The organism is Dactylosporangium sucinum (assembly GCF_014647515.1).
GTDB classification, from domain to species: Bacteria; Actinomycetota; Actinomycetes; order Mycobacteriales; family Micromonosporaceae; genus Dactylosporangium; species Dactylosporangium sucinum.
The window spans coordinates 51,757-74,769 of the sequence record NZ_BMPI01000012.1; the positions used below are offsets into that span (position 1 = coordinate 51,757).

Annotated in this window: 25 protein-coding genes; 11 read left to right on the top strand and 14 right to left on the bottom strand. The window is 72.2% G+C overall.

The window, feature by feature from the left end; translation table 11 throughout:
- Nucleotides 1–15: 15 nt before the first annotated feature.
- Both IEZ31_RS14430 and IEZ31_RS14435 read right to left on the bottom strand, forming a co-directional pair.
- Nucleotides 16–1,236 carry an RNA polymerase sigma factor gene (locus tag IEZ31_RS14430; protein WP_190250340.1) on the bottom strand — a complete coding sequence of 407 codons (1,221 nt, stop codon included), beginning with the start codon at nucleotides 1,234–1,236 and terminating at the stop codon, nucleotides 16–18.
- The gene (locus IEZ31_RS14435; protein WP_190250341.1) at nucleotides 1,233–1,565 is read right to left on the bottom strand and encodes a YciI family protein; all 333 of its coding nucleotides are present in this window, start codon (nucleotides 1,563–1,565) and stop codon (nucleotides 1,233–1,235) included. Before IEZ31_RS14435 ends, IEZ31_RS14430 begins: the two co-directional genes overlap by 4 nt.
- A 219-nt stretch (nucleotides 1,566–1,784) precedes the next feature.
- Between IEZ31_RS14435 and IEZ31_RS14440 the strand changes: the two genes are divergently transcribed.
- From IEZ31_RS14440 to IEZ31_RS14450, 3 genes are all read left to right on the top strand, one after another.
- Complete coding sequence (locus IEZ31_RS14440; RefSeq protein WP_190250342.1) at nucleotides 1,785–3,116, top strand: hypothetical protein; 1,332 nt, start codon at nucleotides 1,785–1,787, stop codon at nucleotides 3,114–3,116.
- 114 nt (nucleotides 3,117–3,230) lie between these two features.
- Nucleotides 3,231–4,211 (top strand): SLAC1 family transporter, encoded by a 981-nt coding sequence (locus tag IEZ31_RS14445; RefSeq protein WP_190250343.1) that lies wholly within the window; start codon nucleotides 3,231–3,233, stop codon nucleotides 4,209–4,211.
- A 559-nt stretch (nucleotides 4,212–4,770) separates the two neighbouring features.
- The gene (locus IEZ31_RS14450; RefSeq protein WP_229835005.1) at nucleotides 4,771–6,141 is read left to right on the top strand and encodes a ricin-type beta-trefoil lectin domain protein; all 1,371 of its coding nucleotides are present in this window, start codon (nucleotides 4,771–4,773) and stop codon (nucleotides 6,139–6,141) included.
- Nucleotides 6,142–6,252: 111 nt separating this feature from the next.
- On the opposite strand, the gene IEZ31_RS14455 is transcribed toward IEZ31_RS14450, so the two are convergent.
- Nucleotides 6,253–6,792, bottom strand: a complete 540-nt coding sequence (locus tag IEZ31_RS14455; protein ID WP_190250344.1) for a hypothetical protein — start codon at nucleotides 6,790–6,792, stop codon at nucleotides 6,253–6,255.
- A gap of 273 nt (nucleotides 6,793–7,065) precedes the next feature.
- Here IEZ31_RS14455 and IEZ31_RS14460 point away from each other — a divergent pair, with 273 nt between their 5' ends.
- From IEZ31_RS14460 to IEZ31_RS14480, 5 genes are all read left to right on the top strand, one after another.
- Nucleotides 7,066–7,851, top strand: coding sequence for a class I SAM-dependent methyltransferase (locus tag IEZ31_RS14460; protein ID WP_190250345.1), 786 nt, complete (start codon nucleotides 7,066–7,068; stop codon nucleotides 7,849–7,851).
- Entirely contained in the window at nucleotides 7,848–8,000 is a 153-nt protein-coding gene (locus tag IEZ31_RS14465; RefSeq protein WP_190250346.1) for a hypothetical protein, read from the top strand. Before IEZ31_RS14460 ends, IEZ31_RS14465 begins: the two co-directional genes overlap by 4 nt.
- 103 nt (nucleotides 8,001–8,103) lie before the next feature.
- Nucleotides 8,104–8,919 (top strand): class I SAM-dependent methyltransferase, encoded by an 816-nt coding sequence (locus tag IEZ31_RS14470; RefSeq protein ID WP_190250347.1) that lies wholly within the window; start codon nucleotides 8,104–8,106, stop codon nucleotides 8,917–8,919.
- 110 nt (nucleotides 8,920–9,029) lie between these two features.
- On the top strand, nucleotides 9,030–11,636 hold the full coding sequence (locus tag IEZ31_RS14475; protein WP_190250348.1) for an ATP-binding protein: 2,607 nt from the start codon (nucleotides 9,030–9,032) through the stop codon (nucleotides 11,634–11,636).
- A gap of 223 nt (nucleotides 11,637–11,859) precedes the next feature.
- Complete coding sequence (locus IEZ31_RS14480) at nucleotides 11,860–12,108, top strand: adhesin (protein WP_229835007.1); 249 nt, start codon at nucleotides 11,860–11,862, stop codon at nucleotides 12,106–12,108.
- A gap of 130 nt (nucleotides 12,109–12,238) precedes the next feature.
- Here the strand turns inward: IEZ31_RS14480 and IEZ31_RS14485 are convergent, their stop codons facing one another.
- The 4 genes from IEZ31_RS14485 to IEZ31_RS14500 all read right to left on the bottom strand — a co-directional run bounded on the left by IEZ31_RS14485 (nucleotide 12,239) and on the right by IEZ31_RS14500 (nucleotide 14,295).
- Nucleotides 12,239–12,610 carry an ArsR/SmtB family transcription factor gene (locus IEZ31_RS14485; RefSeq protein ID WP_190250350.1) on the bottom strand — a complete coding sequence of 124 codons (372 nt, stop codon included), beginning with the start codon at nucleotides 12,608–12,610 and terminating at the stop codon, nucleotides 12,239–12,241.
- A 414-nt stretch (nucleotides 12,611–13,024) separates the two neighbouring features.
- Nucleotides 13,025–13,381 carry a hypothetical protein gene (locus tag IEZ31_RS14490; protein WP_190250351.1) on the bottom strand — a complete coding sequence of 119 codons (357 nt, stop codon included), beginning with the start codon at nucleotides 13,379–13,381 and terminating at the stop codon, nucleotides 13,025–13,027.
- Complete coding sequence (locus tag IEZ31_RS14495; RefSeq protein WP_190250352.1) at nucleotides 13,365–13,799, bottom strand: uL11 family ribosomal protein; 435 nt, start codon at nucleotides 13,797–13,799, stop codon at nucleotides 13,365–13,367. Before IEZ31_RS14495 ends, IEZ31_RS14490 begins: the two co-directional genes overlap by 17 nt.
- 79 nt (nucleotides 13,800–13,878) lie before the next feature.
- The gene (locus tag IEZ31_RS14500; RefSeq protein ID WP_190250353.1) at nucleotides 13,879–14,295 is read right to left on the bottom strand and encodes a hypothetical protein; all 417 of its coding nucleotides are present in this window, start codon (nucleotides 14,293–14,295) and stop codon (nucleotides 13,879–13,881) included.
- Nucleotides 14,296–14,710: 415 nt separating this feature from the next.
- On the opposite strand from IEZ31_RS14500, the gene IEZ31_RS14505 reads away from it, so the two are divergent.
- Both IEZ31_RS14505 and IEZ31_RS14510 read left to right on the top strand, forming a co-directional pair.
- Entirely contained in the window at nucleotides 14,711–15,058 is a 348-nt protein-coding gene (locus tag IEZ31_RS14505) for a VOC family protein (RefSeq protein WP_190250354.1), read from the top strand.
- Nucleotides 15,055–15,231, top strand: coding sequence for a hypothetical protein (locus IEZ31_RS14510; protein ID WP_190250355.1), 177 nt, complete (start codon nucleotides 15,055–15,057; stop codon nucleotides 15,229–15,231). The genes IEZ31_RS14505 and IEZ31_RS14510 overlap by 4 nt, the downstream gene beginning before the upstream one ends.
- Before the next feature lie 16 nt (nucleotides 15,232–15,247).
- Here the strand turns inward: IEZ31_RS14510 and IEZ31_RS14515 are convergent, their stop codons facing one another.
- The 3 genes from IEZ31_RS14515 to IEZ31_RS14525 are packed head-to-tail and all read right to left on the bottom strand — an operon-like array spanning nucleotide 15,248 to nucleotide 16,597.
- Nucleotides 15,248–15,646 (bottom strand): hypothetical protein, encoded by a 399-nt coding sequence (locus IEZ31_RS14515; protein WP_190250356.1) that lies wholly within the window; start codon nucleotides 15,644–15,646, stop codon nucleotides 15,248–15,250.
- Nucleotides 15,643–16,230: an RNA polymerase sigma factor gene (locus IEZ31_RS14520; RefSeq protein WP_190250357.1), complete on the bottom strand. Its 588-nt coding sequence runs from the start codon at nucleotides 16,228–16,230 to the stop codon at nucleotides 15,643–15,645. Before IEZ31_RS14520 ends, IEZ31_RS14515 begins: the two co-directional genes overlap by 4 nt.
- A 55-nt stretch (nucleotides 16,231–16,285) precedes the next feature.
- Complete coding sequence (locus IEZ31_RS14525) at nucleotides 16,286–16,597, bottom strand: hypothetical protein (protein ID WP_190250358.1); 312 nt, start codon at nucleotides 16,595–16,597, stop codon at nucleotides 16,286–16,288.
- Nucleotides 16,598–16,824: 227 nt separating this feature from the next.
- Between IEZ31_RS14525 and IEZ31_RS14530 the strand changes: the two genes are divergently transcribed.
- Entirely contained in the window at nucleotides 16,825–19,653 is a 2,829-nt protein-coding gene (locus tag IEZ31_RS14530; RefSeq protein ID WP_190250359.1) for a helix-turn-helix transcriptional regulator, read from the top strand.
- A 31-nt stretch (nucleotides 19,654–19,684) separates the two neighbouring features.
- Here the strand turns inward: IEZ31_RS14530 and IEZ31_RS14535 are convergent, their stop codons facing one another.
- The 4 genes from IEZ31_RS14535 to IEZ31_RS14550 all read right to left on the bottom strand — a co-directional run bounded on the left by IEZ31_RS14535 (nucleotide 19,685) and on the right by IEZ31_RS14550 (nucleotide 22,925).
- The gene (locus IEZ31_RS14535; protein ID WP_190250360.1) at nucleotides 19,685–20,956 is read right to left on the bottom strand and encodes an FG-GAP repeat domain-containing protein; all 1,272 of its coding nucleotides are present in this window, start codon (nucleotides 20,954–20,956) and stop codon (nucleotides 19,685–19,687) included.
- 101 nt (nucleotides 20,957–21,057) lie between these two features.
- The gene (locus IEZ31_RS14540; protein ID WP_229835009.1) at nucleotides 21,058–21,951 is read right to left on the bottom strand and encodes a fructosamine kinase family protein; all 894 of its coding nucleotides are present in this window, start codon (nucleotides 21,949–21,951) and stop codon (nucleotides 21,058–21,060) included.
- 106 nt (nucleotides 21,952–22,057) lie between these two features.
- A complete protein-coding gene (locus tag IEZ31_RS14545; protein ID WP_229835011.1) occupies nucleotides 22,058–22,555 on the bottom strand; it encodes a DUF3995 domain-containing protein in 498 nt (165 codons plus the stop codon).
- Nucleotides 22,556–22,697: 142 nt separating this feature from the next.
- The gene (locus IEZ31_RS14550) at nucleotides 22,698–22,925 is read right to left on the bottom strand and encodes a hypothetical protein (protein ID WP_190250361.1); all 228 of its coding nucleotides are present in this window, start codon (nucleotides 22,923–22,925) and stop codon (nucleotides 22,698–22,700) included.
- Nucleotides 22,926–23,013 lie beyond the last annotated feature (88 nt).

The window sequence follows — 23,013 nt, forward strand, 5'->3', positions numbered from 1 at the left end:
TGTTCAGCCGAGCCGTCAAGGGCCGGCCAGCTGGTCGCGGCGACGGCTCAGGTACGCGATCTCGGCGGTGTTGCCGGCCAGCGCGATGGCCCGGTCGTACGCCGCCCGCGCCTGCGCGCTGCGGCCCAGCCGGCGCAGCAGGTCGGCCCGGGCGGCGTGGAAGGCGTGATAGCCCGCCAGCGGCAGACCGTCGACCTCCGCCAGCGCGACCTGCGGCCCGTCGAGCTCGGCGACCACGATCGCCCGGTTGAGCCGCACGATCGGCGAGGGGTCGACGCGGACCAGCTGGTCGTAGAGCGCGAGCACCTGCGACCAGTCGGTGTCGCGGACGTCGGGGGCATCGGTGTGGACGGCGTTGATCGCGGCGAGGATCTGGTACCGCCCCGGCGCCTGACCGGAGGCGATGCGCGCGCGGACCAGCGCGTGACCCTCGGCGATCAGCTCGCGGTCCCAGGCGCCGCGGTCCTGCTCGCCGAGGGCGACGAGCTCACCGCTCGCCGCCACCCGCGCGGCCCGGCGGGCATCCGTCAGCAGCATCAGCGCCAGGAGTCCCGCGACCTCGCCGTCCGTCGGCATCAGGTCACGGACCAGGCGGGTCAGCCGGATCGCCTCGGCGGTCAGGTCGCTGCGAACCGCCTCCTTCCCCGGGTCCGAGGCCAGGTAGCCCTCATTGAAGATCAGGTAGAGGACGGCGAGCACCCCGGCCACCCGAGCCGGAAGGTCCGCGCGTGACGGCACGCGATAGGGGATCCTCGCCGCCTTGATCTTCTCCTTCGCGCGGGTGATCCGCCGACCCATGGCGGCCTCCTGGACCAGGAAGGCACGCGCGATCTCGGGCACGGTGAGCCCGCCGACCATCCGCAGCGTCAGCGCGATCCGCGCCTCCGTGGACAGGGCGGGATGGCAGCAGGTGAAGACGAGGCGGAGCCGGTCGTCGTCGATGGCGCCGAGCGGTTCGGGGGTGTCGGAGAGCATCAGCGCCTCCTTGTGCTTCTCCTCGCGCCTGGCCTCGCGCCTGAGCCGGTCGATGGCCTTGCGGTGGGCGGTGGTGGTGAGCCAGGCGCCGGGATTCGGCGGGACGCCGCCGGCCGGCCAGTGCTCGACGGCGGCCGCGAACGCCTCGGCGGCCATCTCCTCGGCGATGTCAAGGTCGCCGATGCGCCTGGCCAGGGTCGCGACCACCCGGCTCCACTCCGCACGGTGGACCCGGGTGATCACCTCACCGACGTCGGTCATTCGCCCAGGAACGGCCGGAGCTCGACCCTGCGGTTGCAGTGCTTCGACCCGAGAGCGGCGAGCCGCAGCGCCACGTCGAGGTCGGGGGCATCGACGATCCAGAAGCCGATGATGTGCTCCTTCGACTCGACGTAGGGCCCGTCGGTGAACACGGGCTCCCCGTCGCGGCCGTCGACGACGGTGGCCGTGCCGGGCGACGCGAGGCCGCCGGCGAAGACCCAGTTGCCGTCGGCCTGGAGCTGCTCGTTGAAGACGTCGATCGCGGCCATCTCCTCCGCGGTGGCGCGGCCACCCGTCTCGTCGAGCACGGACATCAGGTACTGCGCCATCGGAATCGTCTCCTGTCGTCGGGCGGCCGCTCCTCGGGCCGCCGGTCACCCCCGCTACGAACGCCGCTGCCCCGATCCGACACGCTCCGCCGAAATTGTTCGAGGGGTCCCCGCACGGCGGGCGATCGGACGCGATGGTGGGGGTGTTTGTGCTGATTCGCGGCCTAGATGCTACGTCGTCGCCGGCAGGGTCCGCGTGCCGGCTGCTACGGTGCGGGCATGTGGGCTCCCGGGTCCTGCCCGGCGGAGCCGCCGGCGCTGGTGGCGACGTTGCCGGTGCCGGACGCGTGGCACGAGTCGTACCTGCCGCCGGCAATCAGCGGGGGCCTGCTGCTCGCCGCGGGAGGGCCTGCGCCCGGCGCGGCGGGTGACGCCGGGCCGGACCTGGTCGCCCTGGTCGCGCTCGACGTCGTCGCGGCGGTGGAGCGGTTCCGGGTGTCGATGCCGCTCGCGGTGCGGGGCGCCGAGGGCAGCCAGGTGGGCCTGCCGCGCCCGCTGCCGGACGGCCGCATCCTGTTGCCCGTGTACCGCTGGGACGAGTCGTTCACCGTGTACCTGATCGACGCGGACGGGCGGATCCTGCGCGAGGACGACCTCGCCGCGGGCCGGGAGGTCGAGCTGGACGTGTACGGCGCCGACGTCGGGGTCAAGCTCTGGCAGGAGCCGCTCGCGGTGGGTGCCGACGCCTACCTCGCGTCCTGGGTGTACCGCGCCAGATCGTGGCACCTGCAGTGCCGGGACCTCGCGACCGGGGCGGCCCGCTGGGAGGCGCCGGAGCGGGTCATCGTCGTGGCCGGGGAGGTTGCCGTCACCGAGGCCGAGCCCGAGCGGCCCGGGGTCGGCGGGACGGTCGTCGGCCGGGCGGTCGCCGACGGTACCGAGCGATGGCGGCTCCCACCGGCGCCGATCTTCCCGGAGCGGGCCCGCTCGTTCGGCGCGGTGGTGGGCGACTCGCTGGTGCTGGTGGACCGCGGGCGCCGGCTCGCCGCGGCCGCGCTGCGCGAGGAGGCGATCGTCGCCCGCGCGATGGAGCTCGACGTGGAGCCCGACCGGATCGACTTCGACGACCTGGCCCGAGCCTGGGAACGCGAGCATCCCCCGCCCGGGGAGGACCTGGTGGGGTACGACCTGACCGGCGGGCACGAGCGTTGGCGGTACCCGGTGGAGGGCGAGATCGTCTCGGTCGCCGCGGGACCCGCGGCCGTCCGCGCCGTGACCGTCGACGCCGCGCGGCGCTGCCGGCTGGAACGGATCCGGCTGGACGGCCAGCACGCGCACCGCGACGAGCCGGTCACCCTCGACGCCGGCGACGAGCCGCCGGCGATCGCGTACGTCGACGACGCCCACCTGCTGCTGGCGAGTGCCACCGAGCTGGTGTGCGTGTCGACGCCCGCACCGCGGACGGTCCGGTGGCGTCTCCCGCTGCCGGACAGTCCGCTGGTACCCCGGCCGAACCCCGGCGACCGCCGGATCCTCGCCGCGTCGATCGCCGTCACGCGGCGCCGCGTCGCCGTCCGCGGCTTCGACGCGGTACGCATCTACGCCGGGTAGCGGGCCTGCCCGGGCCGGCGGCTCACGTGCTCCCCCGCGCCGCACGGGGCGGGATACCGGGAGGATTCCGGGTAGACGTGCCGAGGCCGACTGTCGAACCTCGTGGGGGGCCGCATGAGCACGCCGACGACCGGCTCGCACGCCGGTATCACCCCGAACCTCTTCGGCATCGCGTATGGTACGGCCGGCCTCGCGGTCGGCTGGCGGTACGCCGCGCAGACGGGGCTGGCCCCGGCGCTCGTGTCCGACATCCTGTTCGCCATCGCCGCCCTGGCCTGGCTCGCGCTGCTGGCCGGCTACGTCGCACAGGTGCCGCGCCGGCCCGGGCGCTGGCGCGCCGAGCTGGCCCATCCGGGATATGGGCCGTTCGTCTCGCTGATTCCGATCGTCGGCATGCTCCTGGCGATCGGCCTGCTGCCGAGCAGCCCGGCCGCCGGACGCTGGCTGCTCGGGGTGTTCATCGTCGCCACGATCGCCGTGGCCGGCTGGATGACCGGCCAGTGGGTCATCGAGGGCCTCAAGCCGGAACAGCTGCACCCCGGGTACGTGCTGCCCGCCGTCGCGGGCGGGCTCATCGCGGCCATCGGCGCCGCCCTGGCCGGCTGGCCCGGGCTGGCCCGGACGTTCTTCGGCCTCGGCCTGCTGTCGTGGCTGTTCATCGAGTCGATCATCGTTTCCCGGCTGTACCTGCGGGGACCGCTGCCCCCGCCGTTACGTCCGACCCTGGCGATCGAGGCGGCGCCGCCCGCCCTCGCCGGCCTGGCCTACCTGGCCATCACGCACGGCACGGTCGACGCCGTCGCCTTCGCACTCGGCGGCTACACGCTGCTCGCCGTCCTCGTCCAGGTGCGGCTCATCGGGTTGTACCGCAAGCTGCCCTTCACCCTCGGCTTCTGGGCGTTCGCCTTCCCGTACGCCGCCGTCGCCACCTTCACGCTGCACTGGATCGAGTACGCGCGGCCGCCGGGGTACCGCATCTGGTCCTGGATCGTGATCCTGGCGATCAGCGCGTTCATCGCCGCCCTCGCCGTACAGTCGGTCGTCACCCTCGCCCGCCACCGGCTACCGCGAGAACGCCTGCGCCTGACCCATTGACACTGCCGCAACGACCAAGCCGGTTGTTCGAAGCCCGGTTCGCACCGTGTTGACGCACGATCCAGCACGGGTGCGGCCGGCAAGATGACCGCCGTTCTGGGAGTCCTCCTGCGGTGTGGAGGCGGCGGTCGCGTTCGTGCGGCCTCATGCCGGTGCCGGTGACCGCAACGCGCTGCGTTGCCTGGCTTCCCCGCTCCTGGCCCGACCCGTGGGCGGGCGTCTCGGCGGGTTGAGGCGACTCGTTCGGCCGCCTGGGCCCCGGGTCCGAGGGTTCGCCGTCGCCCCGGTCGTCCTTGGCGTAGGTCGAGCCGTGCCCGCGACGGCCGGCCCTCCGGTCACGTTCCAGCACGTGGACGTCACGCGGCGTTGGTATCTGTCGCCTCTTGTGCGAGTCCGTTGCCTGGAAGGCGGCGGGCGGCAGTCATTGATGGTTATTGACAACAAGGTTTCCAGTCAAGCACCATGCTGAGAGCGCTCTCACGCCGCTACGTAGGGCGTGAACAGACCTGTCCGCCAACCGCTCCGCCCCCGCCCACTGCTCGAGAAGGGCACACTCGCTGTGGAGATCCAACAAGAACGCACAGGCCGCAAGTTCCGCGGCCGCACCATGCTGCTCGCCGGCGCGGGCGCTGCCGTGGTGCTCGCCGCCTCGATCGCGGCACTGCCCAACGCCGGGGCGTCGGTTCCGCCCACCCCGGCCGGCTGGACCCAGATCTTCGCGGACGACTTCAACGGTTCCGCGAACACCGGCGTCAACACCGGCAACTGGCTCTACGACATCGGCCACGGCTACCCCGGCGGCGCGGGCAACTGGGGCACCGGCGAGATCGAGTACATGACCAACAGTACGCAGAACGTCTACCTCGACGGCAACGGCAACCTCGCCATCAAGCCGATCCGCGACGGCGCCGGCAACTGGACCAGCGGCCGCATCGAGACCCAGCGCACCGACCTCGCCGCCCCGGCGGGCGGCAAGCTGCGGGTCGAGGCCCGCATCCAGCAGCCGAACGTCAACACCTCCAACGGCGCCGGCTACTGGCCCGCCTTCTGGATGCTGGGCGCGGCGGCCCGCGGCACCGGCGCGACCGGCTGGCCGGGCATCGGCGAGATCGACATTCTGGAGAACATCAACGGTCGCCCCTCCGTGTTCGGCGCCCTGCACTGCGGGACCAACCCGGGCGGCCCGTGCAACGAGACCACGGGCATCGGCAGCGGCGAGCGCGCCTGCGGGGGCTGCAACACCGGCTTCCACACCTACGCGGTGGAGCAGGACCGCAGCACGTCGCCGGAGCAGATCCGGTGGTACCTCGACGGCAACAACTTCTTCACCATCAACGCCAACCAGGTCGACGCGACCACCTGGAACAACGCCACGCACCACGGGTTCTTCATCATCCTCAACGTGGCGATCGGCGGCGGCTTCCCGGCCGCGTTCGGCGGCGGCCCCTACGCCTCCACCGTGTCCGGCGTGCCGATGATCGTCGACTACGTCGCCGCCTACACGGCCGGTGGCGGTGGCGGCGGAACCACACCGCCTCCGACCGGCGGCAAGGCCGTCAAGGGCCCGGGCGGCCTCTGCCTCGACGTCCGCTCCTCCAACAGCGCCAACGGTACCCCCGTCCAGCTCTGGGGCTGCAACGGCACCGGCGCGCAGCAGTGGACCTACGTCGAGGCGGGCAGCACGCTGCGCGCGTTCGGCAAGTGCCTGGACATCCCGGGCGGCTCCACCGCCAACGGCGCGAAGGTCCAGCTCTGGGACTGCAACAGCACCGCGGCCCAGGTCTTCATCCACCGCTCCGACAACACCTACTACAACCCGCAGGCCAACAAGTGCCTTGACGACCCGAACGGGTCGACGACACCGGGCATTCAGATGCAGATCTGGGACTGCAACGGCAGCGGCGCGCAGAAGTTCACGCTGCCGCAGTGACGCCAACCCTTGGGCCGGCCCGGCACGGCGCCGGCCCAAGGGCCGTACCAGCCGACCGCGTTGCGGTGTGCCGGTCCGTCCGAGACGCTCGGGCGGGCCGGCACCCGGGGCTCAGGCCACGCGCTGCCCGCGCGCCTTGGCGTACCGGTTGGTGGGCGGCAGGAACAGCAGCACGACCGCGGCGAGGCCGAGCACGATCGCCGCCCCGCCCAGTGCCTTGGTCGCGCCGGGTGCCACGTCCGAGATCATGAGACCGTTGGCGCACAACCCGCCCAGCAGGAGCACGGTCAGGACGATGCGCGCCCACAGGGCCCCGTTGCGCACAGCGAGCGCGATGCCGAGCACCAGCACCGCCGACACCAGGCCCGTCACACCCCGGACGACGAGCGTGTTCGCGGCCTCGTCGACCACGCTGGCGGTCAGCTCGGATCCCAGCAGGGACTCGGTGTCCTCGCCCAGGATGTCGCTGGCGGTGCGCGCCGCCAGGTCGTGCGCCTTGACGATGAGCAGCACGGATCCGACGACGCTGAACAGGCCGGCCAGGAGGGCGCCGAAGAAGCCGAACGTGAGGGTGGCGGGGCGGGTCGATGGGACTGCGGCATACGCGGCGACGGCGGTCGGTTGGACCGGCTGATGACCGGTGTTGGACATCTGCACTACTCCCTGTTCCTCGACGGACCGGGGCCCTGGAGCGGACCGCACGGCCGGCCCGCCGATCGGCAGGCCCGTCGAAGCTAGGATTCGGCCGCCGCGCATGAATGGGGAAGACCACCCATGTTGACCGGACCGTCGTGAACAGACGGTCCCGACGCGTCGACCCCGGGACTCACCGCCACCCTCGGGGCGGGCGACAGTCGCTGCCAGGCCCAATCTGGGGAGTTGTCCCCAAGCCGCCGGCCGGTGGGGTTCCTAGCGTCAACGGCCGTGAGCAACGATTGGACCGTCGTGGACGAGGGCTGGGGCCGCCAGGCCGTGCCCTTCGCCACGCTCAGCGAGCCGGGCAACTGCCGGGAGTACGTCTCGGTACACCATCGGCTGGGAATCGGCCAGGACGACCGGCTCCTCGACGTCGCCTGTGGTGCCGGCCTGGCGTTGGAACTGGCCGCGTTGCGCGGCGCGACGTGCGCGGGCATCGACGCGTCGCCGCGACTGGTGGCCGTCGCCCGTGACCGCTCCCCGCACGCCGACATCCGGGTCGGCGACATGCATGACCTGCCGTGGCCGGACGCCAGTTTCGATGTCGCGACCAGTTTCCGGGGCATCTGGGGTACCACACCGGAAGCGCTGCCGGAGCTGCTGCGGGCTCTCGTCCCGGGTGGTCGGCTGGGAATGACGGTGTGGGGCCACATCAAGGCCTCCCCCGGCGCCTGGGCGCTCAAGCCGTTTCGCGCCGCGTCGCCGCCCAAACTCGCCAACCAGGCGGCGATGCAGTTGGGCCGGCCGGGTGCGGCGGAGGATCTGCTGGCCCGCGCCGGCTTCGTCGACATCGAACGATTCGAGGTTCCCTTCGCGTGGGAGTTCGCGGATCCGCCGACCTACGCCCGCACCATCGCCGCCACCGGGCCGGCCTACGAGGCCATCCAGCACACGGGCGAGAAGGCATTTCTGGCCGAAGCGGTCCGGTGCGCGACCGCGCACGTCCGTGCGGGGCTGCCGCTGCGGGCCGAGATCGCCGTCACGGGGTTCATCGCCAGGAAGGCGGGCTCGTGACGGACCCCGGATTCCTGTTCGTTGCGTTGCGCGTCGCCTTCTCGTCGGTCAACGGGGCGCTCGGTGTCCGGCCCGACGCCTTCTTCCGCGAGTCGGCACCGCAGCCGGTGCTCGACGCGGTCACGTTCGGCCGCCCCGTCGCAAGTTAGGGATGTTTCCCGATACCGCACGCCGCAGCGGCGGCGACAGTTATCGCGGTGGTGCCGTCCCGGGGGTGACGGCACGAGTCGCGCCAATCGAGAGGAATTGAACATGATCAGTGCGCCGTCCGAATTGGAGCTGCTCAAGGCACGCCAGCAGCTCACCTGGGCAAGCGGTGACTACGGCCGGATCGCGTGGATCACGGTGCCGGTGGCAGAGGCGCTGGTTGATGCGGTGGAGCTGCGGCCGGGTGCGGCCGTGCTCGACGTCGCCACCGGAACCGGCCACGCGGCCCTCGCCGCCGCCCGGCGGTTCTGCGCCGTGACCGGCCTGGACTACGTCCCTGACCTGCTGCAGACCGCCCGCGCGCGGGCGCAGGCCGAGGGTCTGCGGATCGACTTCGTCGAGGGCGACGCCGAGGAGCTGCCGTTCGACGACGACAGCTTCGACTTCGTCCTTTCCGCCATCGGCGTCATGTTCACCGCCGATCACCACCGGGCCGCGCGGGAACTGCTGCGGGTGTGCCGTCCCGGCGGCGACATCGGCCTGGCGAGCTGGACCCCGGACGGGTTCGTCGGCGAGATCCTCAAGATCGCCGGCAAGTACGCCCCGCCGCCGCCCGCCGCCCGGCCCGCCACCCGCTGGGGCACCGAGGACTTCATCACAGAGCTGCTCGGTCCCGAAGCGGCGAGCCTCACCTTCGAAGCGGCGTCGGTGCGGCAGCGGTTCCTGTCGGCCGGGCACTTCGCGGACTTCTTCATCACCCACTACGGCCCGACGCACAAGGTGGCCGAGCGGCTGGACGAGGACGAACTGCGGAACTTCCGCTCGGACCTGCTCGCCCTCGCCGAGGGCGCGAACGTCTCCACCGACGAGACCGTCGCCGCGGACTGGGACTATCTGATCGCCCGTGCCGTGACCGCGTAGGCGGGCTCGCCGCGTGGGACTCCTGCCGCCGCCCCGGTGCCGTCGGACCGGTCGCGGCGGCAGGTCTTCCACTCCGTACGAACGAAACCTTGAGCGCAGCGGGAGGGGCTTTGGCGACGGAGCTGTGGGAGCGGGCCGGCGCCCTGGACACCCTGGACCGCCAGGCGCACGACGCGGTGCACAGCGGCCGCATCGTGCTCGTGGCGGGCGAGGCCGGGATCGGCAAGTCGGCCCTGGTGCTGGAGTTCGCCCGGCGCTGCGGCCCGCCGGCGCGGATGCTGTGGGGCGCGTGCGATCCGCTGGTCACCCCGCGTGCCCTCGGCCCGTTGCACGACATCGCCCGGCAGACGGGCGGCCAGCTCGCTGAACGGCTGCGTACGGGTACGTCGGCCGACGACGTGTTCGCCGCGGTGCTGACCGAGTTGTCGGGGCCGCAGCATCGCCGCCGCCTGACCGTTTTCGTCCTCGAGGACGTCCATTGGGCCGACGAGGCAACGCTCGACCTCCTGCTGTTCCTCGGCCGCCGGCTGGACCGGCTGCCGGTCCTGCTGATCGTGACCTTCCGCGACGACGAGATCGGTGCCGTGCATCCCTTGCGGCGCGCGCTTTCCGCGCTGCCGCAAGCCTCGGTGCGGCGGGTGGCGCTCGCCCCGCTGTCCGCCGACTGTGTTGCCGAGAAGGCGCGGGCCGCCGGCCGGGACCCGGCACTGGTCGGCCGCCTGACCGGTGGCAATCCGTTGCTGCTGACCGAGTTGCTGGCCTCGGATCGCGGCGGGATTCCCGACAGCGCCAAGGACCTGATCCTGTACCGCCTGGCCGGCCTGTCCGAAGGCGCACGGCGCCTGGCGTACCTGATCGCGGTGATTCCCACCAGGGCCGAGCGAGCCGTCTTCGCCAAGCGCGTCGCGCTGGTCAACGAGTGCGTGGCGGCGGGGGTGCTGGTCAGCGACGGCGGCGATGTGGCGTACCGGCATGAGCTGTTGCGCACCGCGGTGGAGGACTCGCTGGTCGCCGCGCACCGCGAAGAGCTGCACCGGCACGCCCTGGAACTGCTCAGCGACAGCCCTGGCGTGGACCCCGGCCGGCTGGTCCACCACGCCCGCCTGGCTCACGACGCGGAGGCGGTCCTGCGCTACGGGCGCATCGCCGCCGAGGAGGCCGCACGACAGGGCGCGCACCGGGAGGCGGCCGACCACTACCGGGCCGCCGCCTTCCACGCCCACCGGCTGCCCGCCCGCGATCGGGCGGCGCTGCTGGAGGCCTACGCCACGGAGGCGTACCGCGTCGGCCGCATGGAGGAAGGGCTGCGCGCCCGGCAGACCGCGCTGGCGCTGCGCCGCGAACTCGGCGAGCCCCTGCGGGTCGGCGAGAACCAGCGGTGGATCTCGCGGATGGCGTGGTTCGCCGGCGACGCCGGGCAGGCCCGCAAGTCCGCCGCCGACGCCGTCCAGACGCTGCTGGCCCTGCCGGAGGGACCCGAGCTGGCGATGGCGATCAGCAACCAGTCGCAGCTGCACATGCTGGCGTACGAACTGGACGAGGCGATCGAGCTCGGAACCCTGGCCCGGTCGGTCGCCGATCGGGTCGGCGACCGGCCGACCGCCGTTCACGCCATGGTCAACGTCGGCACCGCCGAGCTCGCGATGGGTCTGCCGGGAGCGGCCAAGCGGCTGCTGCAGGTGCACGAGACGGCGACTGAACTGGGTTTTCTCGACGAGGCCGCGCGGGCGCTGACCAACCTGGCCGGTGTCACCTCGGGCGAACTGGCCGAGTACGCCGAAGCCGAGCCGATCGCCGACCAGGCGCTGACGTTCGCCCTGGAGCACGAGACGGACGCCATCTACGGGCTGGTGCTGGGCTATCGCGCGACGATCCGGTTCGGGACCGGCGACTGGCCCGGCGCGCTCAGCGACGCCGACGAGTCGCTGGCCCGGTCGGCGGGCGGGGTGAACGCGGTCCTCCCGCTGGTGGTCCGGGGGCGGATCCAGGCCGCCCGAGGCCATCGCGCTGCGTTGTCCACATTGGACGATGCTCGGCGGCACGCGTCCGCCGTCGGCGACCTGCAATCGATTGTCCCCGTCGCGGTGGCACGATCGGAGTTCTTCCGCTGGAACGGAGACCTGGCGCGCGCCCGCGGCGAGGCCGAGCACGGGCTGCGGCGGCTGTTGCAGGTGCGGCACCGCTTCCATCTCGAGGAGCTGGCATACCACCTGTGCCAGGCGGGCGGGCAACCGCCACCCGGCCTCAACCCCGCCAATCCCTACGCCCGGCTGATCGCCGGCGACTGGGCGGGTGCCGCGAACGAGTGGCACCGGCGGGGCAACCTGTACGGCCGGGTCGAGGCCATGGCGTGCGGTGACGAAGCCGCGGCGGTGGAGGCGCTGCTGCTGCTCGACGAGATCGGCGCGACCGCCGCGGCGTCCCACCTGCGTGGCCGGATGCGCCGGCGTGGGTTCGCCAAGGTGCCCCGGGGGCCCCGCCGGGCCACCGCGGCCCATCCCGACGGCCTGACCCCGCGCCAGGCGGACGTGCTCGAGCTACTCGCACTGGGGCTGACCAACGCCGAGATCGCCGACCGCCTCACGTTGTCCCACAAGACAGTCGACCACCACGTGTCGGCGATCCTGGCCAAGCTCGCGGTGAGCAGCCGCAGCCAGGCCGCGGCCAGGCACTGGCAGACGCGCCGCAGTGGTGGGCCGATCATTCCGACGGGGTGACGCCTTCGCCCCGGTCCGGCGTTTCGGGTCAGCGACTCGCGCAGTTTCACTCGGACCTGCGTTTGACACATCCGGCATTCCGCGCAAGTCTGGGCTGGTAGGGCGGGCCCCATCACATCCGCGGCCCCGCACGGCCGGGCGCTGCACGTCCGTGGCGCCGTGCCTCGCATTGCTGCCAATCTGGAGGAGCAACTTCGTCATGGTTTTGTTGACCGACCACGCAGTGACAGCCATCCAGACCCTTACCGCCCAGCCCGGTGCACCGGAGGGCGGCGGCCTTCGCATCGCCGCCGACGAGACCCGCGGGTCGCTGCGGCTGAGCCTGGCGCCCAGCCCGGCGCAGGGTGACGCGGTCGTGGAGGCGTCCGGCGCCCGGCTGTTCCTGGACCAGACGGCCACCGAGGCGCTCAACGACAAGACGCTGGACGCCGTTGCCGACAACGAGGGGCAGATCGAGTTCACCGTGACGTAGTCGTCCGGCTGACCACGGGCCGTCGTGTTCCTGGACGGTCCTGAACACACCCGGGGTGCGCCGGACTGGTGCGCCCCGGGCCGGTCTGCCGAAGAGACCCGTTGCCGGCGCCGGCCCTCGACAGTGCCGCTCAGCGGGCCCGCTTCGCCGCCCGCTTGCGCGGCGGCGTCAACAGGTCGGCGATCGCCGCGATCGTCGACGGCACCAGGCGGTAATACGCCCAGACGCCGCGCTTCTCGCGCTCGAGCAGGCCGGCCTCGGTGAGGATCCGAAGGTGATGACTCACGGTCGGCTGGGACAGACCGAGCGGCGCAGTGAGATCACTCACGGACGCCTCACCCTCCGGAGCGGACTGGATCAGGCTGAGCAGCCGCAGCCGGGCCGGGTCGGCGATGGCCTTCAGCACTCCGGCGAGCCGCTCGGCGTCGGCGCGCATGATCGGCTCGCCGGCAAGCGGCGAGATTGCAGGCATGGCAGATTTCGTAGTTCCCACGCCCTCCATCGTTCCACCAACACCGTCAATAGGCCGGGGGAACCGGCATCAGTACCCCGATGGCGACCGCGAGGCCGGGTTCGAGGGATGCCGGGCCGGGCGGCCGGGTTACCCGACCGGCGATCACTGGGCTACCGCCCGCCCCGAGCCTGGCCTGGACGCGGCTGGCGTCGCCAGCCTCCCGAACGGGTTACGCCATGCAGCGGTTCGTTTCCGCCGAATGATGCGGCGGACGGGCTGCGTGGAGGAGCCGGCGGGCCGCGGGGCATAACTGTCGTGCGGCCATGCGGCAACCAGGTCCGGTCGCCGAGCTAGCCGCACACCTGAACATCGGCATCTAGCGGCCGTCCCGCCCCACTCCACGAACCGTTGGTACAGCGTCTGATCCCGTCGCCGGCCTGCGGATGGTCCCGCCGGCCGGGATCAGCGGGGGTGTCCTGGGCGGCGGAGGTGGGCCGGGCAGTGCAGGCGGGTGGCGCCGGCGGTGCGGTCGACGAACGGCGTGCCGCAGTGGCACTGCTTCAGGCGGTGCCAGCCGCCCGCCACCACCAGCAGGCCGAGCGCCAGGGGTGGGTCGAGGGACAGCTGCCAGTACCGCCCGCGGATGAGTGACGGCCTGGCGAGCGCCTCGTTCAGCAGGGCGGCCGCGGCCTCCTCGTCGGGGAGCGCCGCCACGAGCGCGGGCAGCAGCGGCGTGCCGGCGGCGGCGTGCAGCGCGGGGTCGAGCATGCCGTACGGGGCCACAACCCCGCGCCACGGGCCGTCATCGCGGCGGCTCAACGTGCACGCCCATCGAGCGGGCCGTGCCCGCCACCGTGCGCATCGCGGCCTCCAGGTCGTCGGTGTTGAGGTCGGGCAGCTTGCGCTCGGCGATCTCGCGCAGCTGGGACCGGGTGAGCGTGCCGACCGAGTCGTGACCGGGGCGCTGGGCGCCCGACTTGATGCCCAGCGCCCTGCGGATGAGGAATGCGGTCGGCGGGGTCTTCAGCCGCAGCGCGTGGGTGCGGTCCTCGTAGACGGTGACGACCGCCGGCACGATCTCGCCGCGCCGGCCCGCCGTGTCCTCGTCGAACTCGGTCTTGACCCGGCGGATGTTGACGCCGGTCGGGCCGAGCATCTTGCCCAGCTCGACCATGGACGCGTCGCCGGCATCCAGCTCGATCGTGACGGTGCGGACGATCTTCTTTTGTACTGCCATGGCGGCGACGCTATGAACTCCAGTGGCTGGAGGGTCAAGTGCGGCCGCAGTGGCCACCCTCCACCGCTCGATCTCGGAGTCACACGTTCTTCGGCGGCCAAGGGGTCCGGTTGTCCCGGCCGTTCCAGGTGCATCCCATCACGACGGGCTCGTCGAGCTGGAGCTTGCTGCCCGCCGGGGACGCCTGATGGGCCACGGTCCAGACCGTGGCCCGGTCGATGTACCTGATCTCGGGGTCCAGCGACAGCGCGACGACGTGGTCGTACCCCAGGCGTTCCAGCCGGACCAACGCCGACTGACAGTTCATGCCCACCAGGTTCGGCAGCTGTCCGACCGCACGCACGCCGGCCCCCGCCGTCGGGCCGACGAGTGACGAGTCCTCGGTTGCCGTCGCGTCGGCCGCGGTGACACCCCCGGGCGTGGACGAGTAGCGGGTGCCGATCACGAACAACCACGCGAGCACGATCGCCAGGACGACGAGGGCCGGGACGAGCATCGCCACACCCTGCCAGGTACTGACGGCCCGCTTCGGCGGCCCGGCCGGCGGGGCGACCAACGCGGGCGAGCGACGCCGGTGGGCAGCGCGATGGCGATGTACCCCGCGGTGGCGAGACATGGATGACCCCGTACGTTCGGTACCGGCACGCCGGCCTGCTCGTACGTCACGACAGGCTGCGACAGCGCGGCAGCGCCGCGATGGCCCTGCCGCCAACACTGACCGTATCGGGACGGGCCAGGCCGCAAGCCAACATCGACAAAGTCCGACCAGACCAGCCGCCTACCGGCTGATCGGCGGCGCTCACCGCCCAGGTCCACCGTGGCCGCTGCCGCGCCGCGAGCCCGTGCATCTGCTCCTGGCGCTCCCGGTCATCGGAGAGCGCCGGCTCCGTGCCACGCCATAGACTCGTGTCATGAGTGTCAAGCGGATCAAGCCCAACATTCGATCCGATCGCTTCAACGAGAGTCGGGCCTTCTATACGAAGGTGGTCGGGCTGCAGGAGCAGCCCGGCCTCGACTGGATCTTGTTTTTCGGGACAGACCGCCGCGAGGTGCAGCTCAGTGTGATGAGCTTGGACGTCAAGGCCGGCATTCACCCCGACATCTCCATCGAGGTCGACGACGTCGACGCGGTGTTCGGCCGAGCCGTCGAGGCCGGCGCCGAGATCGTCTATCCCCTCACGGACGAGGAGTGGGGCCTCCGGCGATTCTTCGTTCGGGACCCGAACGGCACCGTCATCAACGTGACCCAGCACGCGTGACAGCGTGCAACGGCGGGCACGACCCGGATCCCCGCACGGCCGACCCGCACGACACCGACCTGCGCGCCGCGATCGAGGCGGCGCTCTTCGGGCAGCGGGCACTGCTCGCCGGCCTCCGCGCGGAGCTCGGCGTGACCGGGTCGGGCTTCGACTTCGGCCCGCCCGGCGGATGAGTCCTGTTCACGTCCGCTACGACGCCGGCGGCGCCGGCGAGCCGATGTTCGGTGACGCGACCACGTGACCCGCGGACGGCACGACGCCGTCCCGCGAGCGCGCAGCGGGACTCGGTGAGGGCGACGGCGACGGCGGCGGTGACGACGACGGCGCGAGGGACGAGCCTGACGGCGACGGCGTCACCCTGGTCGGCGGCTGCTGCGGTTCCGAGCCGGTTGGACGCAGCGTGACGATCGTGACGGCCACAGGCAGCAGCATCGCGGCGACCCAGCCGGCACGTCGCAGGAACCTGGACGCTGGGCGGCGCGCCAGCAGCGCGGTCGGCGGGACCGCCGGCCGCAGCCGCTCCGGAGTGACCCGGGCCGCCTGTGCGGCGAGTGCCCGGCGCAGGCGCCCGTCGATGTCCACGTTCATCGTCGCAACTCCGACAGCGCGTCACGCAGGATCGTCAGCGCCCGGCTGGCCGTCGACTTCACGGTTCCGCGCGATACATGCAGCACCTCGGCGATCTCCCGCTCGGACAGTTCCGACCAGTACCGCAGCACCACCACCTGGCGCTGCCGGACGGTCAGCCGCGCCAGCGCCGCGAGTACCTCCTGGTCTTCCTCCGACAGCAGGGCCTCTTCCTCCGCGGCCGGCACGGGCGGCGGTGGCGGCGGCACGTAGGCGCGGGCACTACGGCGTCGGCGCAGCACCGACCGCGCCGCGTTCATCACCCCCGCCGTGAGGTACGCGTGCGGATCGGCGATCGTGCGCAGGTCCGCACCGTGCCGCTGATACAACGCGGCGAACACGTCCTGCACGACATCCTCGGCGGTGGGCAGGTCGTCGACCATGAGGACGGCCAGCCGTACCAGGCTGAGCCGCCGCGCGTGGTACAGCTCGTTGATCGCCGGCGGACCGTCCCGCTGCGGGGTGCCTCGGGACGTGGACGCGCCGGACACCACCGAGCGCAGCACGCGCAGCAGCGGCCAGGGCAGGCGGAACGTGAGCGTCATGGTTCTCGCAGGTCAGGGGACAGACACGCGACGGTACCGCGACGCCGAACCGGGGTCACCGCCGCGGCACCGGCGACGGCAGGACCGACGACGACCCCGGCGACGGCACCGACGACGGCACCGACGACGGCAGGAGGACCGACGACGGCACCGGCGACGCCACCACCGACGACGACTGCGGCACCGGCGACGGCAGGACCGACGACGACTCCGGGGACGGCACCACCGACGACGACCGCGGCACCGGCGACGGCGACGGCGACGGCTGCGGAGCGTCATCGGCGAACGCGACGGCGGACACGGCGCCGATCGCGGCGACGGCGGCCCCGCACACGACGTAGGCAACGGAACGAACCTTCAGGCGCATCACGGCACTCCAGTGGACGAGGTACGGCTTTCGCAGCGATAGACGCGCGACGCCACGAAAGGTTGGCTCCGCAATGGTGACCTGGATCACGGCGCGCGCCACCGCCATCCTGGGTCCTGACCGGTTCCGTCGTCTTTACGACCGCCGGACGGCGTGCATGCATCGATAGGGTGTCCGCGTAGGGGGATCGCGGGCCGCGGTGCTGGCCCCGCCGGGGGGTGCGGCACATGGCGGACGGGGCGGCGCTGATCGAGCGGTCCGACGAGCTGCGGCTCGTCCGGCGAGCCCTGGATCGCGCGACGCAGGAAGGCTCGGGAGCGGTGCTGCTCTTCGAGGGGCCGCCCGGCATCGGCAAGACCTGCCTGCTTTCCAGCGCTCGGGCAGACGCCGCCGAGCGCGGGTTCACCCTTGCCGAGGCGCGGGGCATGGACCTCGAGCAGACGTACGCCTGGGGCCTGGTGCGGCAGCTCTTCGCCGACAGCGCCCGGACCGTACCGGCCGATGCCGCTCTCCCCGCGGCCGACCTGATCCGCACTCGCGAGCTGTCCACCGACCCGGCGGACGAATCGTCGTCGCAGGGCGAGTACGCACTGCTGCACTCGTTGTTCTGGTGGACCAGCGACGTCGCGTCGCGTGGTCCGCTGCTGCTCCTGGCGGACGACCTGCACTGGTCGGACCTGCCGTCGCTGCGGTTCCTCGCCTATCTCGCCGCCCGGCTCGACGGCCTGCCGGTGGTGCTCGTCGCCGCGACCCGCCCGAGCACGGACCGCCGCAGCTACCTGCTGTCGGCGGTCACCGAAAGCTCGGGCGGTTCAGTACGGATGCTGCGCCCGTTCACGACCGAGGCCACCGCCGCGATGCTGGCCGCGGCGATGGGCACCCCGCCGGACGAGCAACTGGTGGCTCGCTGCCACGAACTCACCCTGGGCAACCCGCTCCTGCTCCGCGAGCTGGCGCGTGAGCTCGCCGCGGCGGACGAACAGGAGCGGAAAGCGGTACTGGAAGGGCCGATCCCGAGCGTGGCCCGCTACGTCGGGCGGCAGCTGTGGCGGATGCCGGACCTGGCCCGGGTCACGATGCGGGCGCTGGCCGTGCTCGGCGGCCGGTCGCCCGCGGAGCGGCTGGCGGTTGTCGCCGACGCGCCGGTCGAAGCCGTCCTGGACGCGCTGTCCGCGCTCATCGAGGCCGAACTGGTCGGAGCCGCAGGCGTCCCGGAGGTCTACTCGATCGCGCACCCGCTCATCTGCGCGGCCGTCTACGACGACATCTCCCCGGCGTCGCGCGCCGCCCTGCAACTGCGCGCGGCGCAGGCGGCCATGCTCGGACGTCACGTGAAGCGGGCGGCGGCGTACCTGCTGCGGGTGCCGCCGGGCGTCCGGTCCGACCTGGACGTGCCGCGAATCCTCGGCCAGGCGGCCGATTCCTGCCTGGCGCAGGGTGCGGTCGACGGGGCGGTCTCCTTCCTGCGCCGGCAACTGCAGGAGGATCTCGGCGAGGAGCGGCGCACCGTGCTGCGGCGGCTGGCCATGGCCGAGGTGCTCCTCGACGCCGGCGCCGGGCGGCACCGGCTGGCCGAGGCACTGGAACTGGAGCCCGACCCGCAGCGGCGCTGCGACCTTGCCCTCGTCCTCACCGGCGCGACGTTCTTCGTCGGGGAGCCGGTGGCGGCGCTGCGCACCGCCGAGGCGGCGTTGGCGGAGGCGCACGACCTGCCGGAGAACAGCAGACGATCCCTGCAGGCCTGGCTGGTCCTGCTGACGTTCGTCAATCCCGTCGACCCGGCGCGGACCGCGGCCGTGACCGGACTGGCCGAGCTGTCGCCGGACCCGAGCATGGGCGGGCTCATGCTCGACGGCGCGCTGGCGCTGCGCGACGCGTTCGCGTGCCGGATGGCGCAGGCGCGGGAGCGAGCGATCCGCGCCATCGCGGGCGACCGGCTCATCGGCCACCCGGTCGCGGAGAGCCCGCTGTCGTGTGCATGGACGGCGCTGCAGCTGGCGGACGAGCCGGAGGCGCTGCGCAGCATCGACGCCGCGATCGGCTGGGCCCGCCGGTCCGGGGCGATGCGGACCCTCGCCCCCGCCCTCTGCTACCGCAGCGGGGTCATGCTGGCGCGCGGCAACCTGGACGAGGCGGTCGTCACCGGCCGGGAGTCGTGGGAAGCGGCGAGCACCGCCGCCGCGAACATCGGCATGTCGTTCGTGGCCGGCTACCTTCTCGAGGCGCTGGTCCACACCGGTGAGGTCGCCGAGGCGGCGGGCATCCTCCACCACGTCAAGGCCAACCGCTCCCCGGACCTGCCGCACTACATGTGCCTGGGCGGCGAGATCCAGGTCCGGCTCGCCCAGCGGGACCTGGTCGCGGCCATGGCCGCGATCGAGGAGGCACGCCGCCAGTGCGAGCGGTACGGCGTCCGCAACCCGCTGTTCTGCGACTGGCGGTACCACCTGGTGTGGTGCCTGCACGCGCAGTCCGACGACGAGCAGGCGCGGGCGGTCGCTGCGGAACACCGCCGGCTGGCGGCGGAGGTCGGGAGCCCTTGGGCCATCGGCCGTTCACTGCGGGTCGCGGCGATCGTCGAGACCGGCGACGCGCAGATCGAGGTGCTCACCGAGGCCGTTGCGGTCCTGGAGCGCTCCGGGGCGAGGTACGAGCACGCACTGGCGAGCGCTGCCCTCGGCGACGCGCTGCGACGGTCGAAGCGGATCGCGGACGCCCGGGCGGCGCTGCGGGACGCGTACGAGCTGGCCGAGACATGCGGCGCGACACCGTTGAAAGACGACCTGGTGCGGGCACTGGCCCTGACCGGTGTCCGGCCCGCGGCCGCGGTGCGGCTCGGCCGGTCCGCGCTCACCACCGGCGAGACGCGGGTGGTCGACCTGGCCGTGACCGGACTGTCCAACCGGGACATCGCCCAGACGTTGTTCGTCACCGTCAAGACGGTCGAGGTGCATCTGAGCAACGCGTTTCGCAAGCTCGGCATCAACCGCCGCACCGACCTTGCCGCCGCGCTGCACGCCCCGCCGCTGGGCACGCGCCGGGGCCGGGAGCATTGATCTCCCGGCCCCGGTTTCCTCCGGTACCTACCTACGCCTTGCTGTGCAGGATGCCGAGGTAGTCCCAGGTCGACTCGACGGCCACGATGGTGTTCTCCCGCCCGAACTGGGCGCCGTCCATGCACCAGATCGCGAACCGGCCGTTGACGTGCCGCCACAGGATGTCGGCCTTGCCGTCGAGGTTGAAGTCGGCGGTGCCGACCAGCTCGTACGCGAGTGACATGTTCGAACCCGGCACGTTGTTGCGGGTCGGATAGGCGGCCAGCTGGGCGAGGCCGTGGTTCCAGATCGCCAGCGCGCCGTCGTGGTACCGACGCCAGAGAATGTCGTCGTAGCCGTCGGCGTCGAAGTCGGCCACCTTCTTGATCGCCCATTCCGTGGGGTAGGCGCTGCCCGGGTACCCCTGGCCGATCCGTTGCGCCCCGCGCATGTAGTGGATGGCGACACTGCCGTCGACGTACCGCCACAGCACGTCGTCGTAGCCGTCGGCGTCGAAGTCGCCGCTGCCGGCCACCTGCCAGTCCAGGTTCGGGGTGCCGCCGGTGTCGTCGAACGGCTGGTCGACGGGCTGGCCGTCCCACCAGACCCGCAGGTGGCCGGTGGTGGTGCGCCACAGCAGGTCGGTGATCTTGTTGCCGTTGAAGTCGCCGGTGGCCTGCAGCCGGTTCCCGGCCGTCACCGAGCCCATCCCGACGATCTGGCCGCGCTGGCCGTTGCTCATCTGCCAGACCGTCACCTGCCCGGTGCCCGAGTCGAACCAGGCGATGTCGTCGTTGCTGTCGCCGTTGAAGTCGCCCGAGGCGAGGAAGTCCAGCCCCGGGTTGCTGTTGTAGGGCAGCTTCTCGGTCCCGGCGACAAGGTCGCGGACCGTGGTGATGCGCGGCTGCCGGTCGCCGAGCGACTGGGTCAGCAGATCGGAGTGGCGCTGATAGGTCTGGATCGAGACCGTGCCCAGCGAGATCGTGGACGAGTTGGCCTGCACGGTCAGGTGGTAGGACACGTTGCCGGTCGGCCGCACGACCATCGTCCCGGTCTTCGCGACCAGTTGCCCGCCGACGCGTACCTTCGCGGTCGAGCAGTAGTTGCCGAACGACACGAACCACTTGATCGTCACCGGCCGCCCGGACTCGACCCGCGACGTCGGCGCGCTGATGCCCGAGTTCGTCACCTCGCAGACGTTCGTCGGCGGCGGATCACCGTCATGGTCGGGCGGGATGGCGGCGGCGGGTCCGACGACGGCGAGCGTCGCCGCGAACACGCCCGCGGCGACGGCAGCCGACCCTGCGAAGAGCCTGCGGTGCATGGAACCTCCCTGTGAGATGCAAAACCATCGAAAGTCTTGCGAGGGGAGGTGGTCCGCGGCATTGGGGTCGATCCCTAAAAGTGGACCCTAATGCCCCAACATCACTTCGCGCTTGGTCGCGTCCGGAACGGGGCGAGTGCGGCACGGACCTGGTCGGCCGCGCCCCAGTCGTCGTCGAACTGGGCCAGCACGGCGAGGTGTTGGCGCAGCTGGACGATCGGCATGCGGGACCGCCAGCCGTCGTCGAGTGCGGTCAGCTCCGCATAGACCTCGAAGAACCGTTGCGCCTCGGGCGGGGGCGAGGTGGACCACACGTGGGCGAGGTCGACCTCGGCCCACATGTAGGACACGGCCGGGTCGATCAGCGCCGGCTGGCCGTCCGGGTCGGCCAGGACGTTCTGCGCCCACAGGTCGCCGTGCGTCAGGCACGCCGGCCGGTCCGGCAGCAGGTCGGGCAGCCGGTGACACAGCCGCTCCAGCGCCGCCCGGTCTCCGGGGTCGAGTGCCGCCTCGACGCGGGGCTGCCCGAGCCACCGAAGCAGCCGGTGCTGGGCGAAGAACGCGAAGCCGTCGTCGTCCCAGGTGTTGATCTGCCGGCGGCGGCCCAGCCAGTTGTCGCGGTGCCATCCGAAGCGAGGATGGGTCGTGCTCGTGTGCAGGCGGGCGAGCGCGTGCGCGAACTGCTCCCAGAAGGTCTCGCTGCGCGGCCTCGGCCGCAGCACCGACAACACCAGCAGTTCCCGGTCCGCCAGGATCACCTCGGGTGTCGCCACGCCGCCGAGCTCGCGCAGGGCGGCCAGCCCTTCGGCCTCCGCGGCGAAGACGTCGTCGGCCGGCGGGTCGGCGAAGGCCTTGACGAACACCGGCGGCGCGTCCCGCCGGACGGCGATGCCCGCGAGCGCCGCAAGCCCACCCTCCGCCGGCTCCACGGCAACGACATCGCGCATCCCGGCCCGCAGCAGGCATTCCAGCAGGAACGTCGCCGAGCGCGTCACGACGGGCTCCTCTGTCCCGGATGCTTGTCCGCCACATCATAGACGGGCGGGACTGCTCCCACGGCCCGCCGAGGAACGACTCGGCCTCCTGCCGGCAGGGCTCTCGTTACCGTTGCCGGTCCAGCGCGCGCTTTCGCCTGTCCCGGCTGCCGGTGAGCAGGCCGGCGCCGAGGAGGGCGCCCCAGGCGAGGAACAGCGGATCCCACAGGTACGCGTGGCCGATCATCGCCTCCCGGTCGTAGCCGCCCTCCGGCCGCAGCACGCCACCCAGCACGAGCCAGGCCACGATGGAGTTCAACGCCCCGTATCCGGTGAGCACGGCGGCGGCCAGCCACGCGAACGCCCGCCAGGCGCCCGGGCGAGGGAGCGGCCTTCTGCCGGCCGCCAGGGGAATGATCACGACCGCGCATTTCAGCGCAGCAACGACGATCAGCAACAGGCCGGCAGTCACCGGCGCTTCCCGCGCGGCGGTCACCGCCCACTGGCCGACCGTCGGCAACAGCCAGCGACCGCCGAGTGCCCAGTAGAGACTGAACCCCGCATGCGTGAGGCCTGCGACTGCGGCTCCCATGAGGAACTGGGCTTCCGTGGGCCTGCCTGGCATGGCTCGATGCTAGGCCACGTGACTTCACCGGGGGCGGGGCGACCCGCACGGACCGAAGCCTCGCACCCGGGAGTTGACCTTGGACAGCTCCAAGGTCAACCCGAGCTCCGGACCGGTTGACCGGCGCCTGTCGAAGGTCAGCCTACGAGGCGTCCGCGGTCAGGTCGGTGGTCACGCCGGTGTTGGCGTCGTACGACAACTCGTAGACGCCGTCGCCGTTGGCGTCCAGCGCGGCGAAGTCCGGCTCGCCGTCGCCGTCCGTGTCGGCGACCAGGACGTTGCTGCCGTCGTCGAGGGTGTAGATCTGGGCCGGGTCCACGTCGCCGTCGCCGTCGAGGTCCTTGCTCAAGCTGACGTAGTCGTCGCTCATATTGATGATCCTCCAGTCGCAGGTGTGCTGAAGCGTAGCGGCCACGAACGGCACGGGTGCCGCGGGTGTCGTGCGTGCCCGGCGTCCC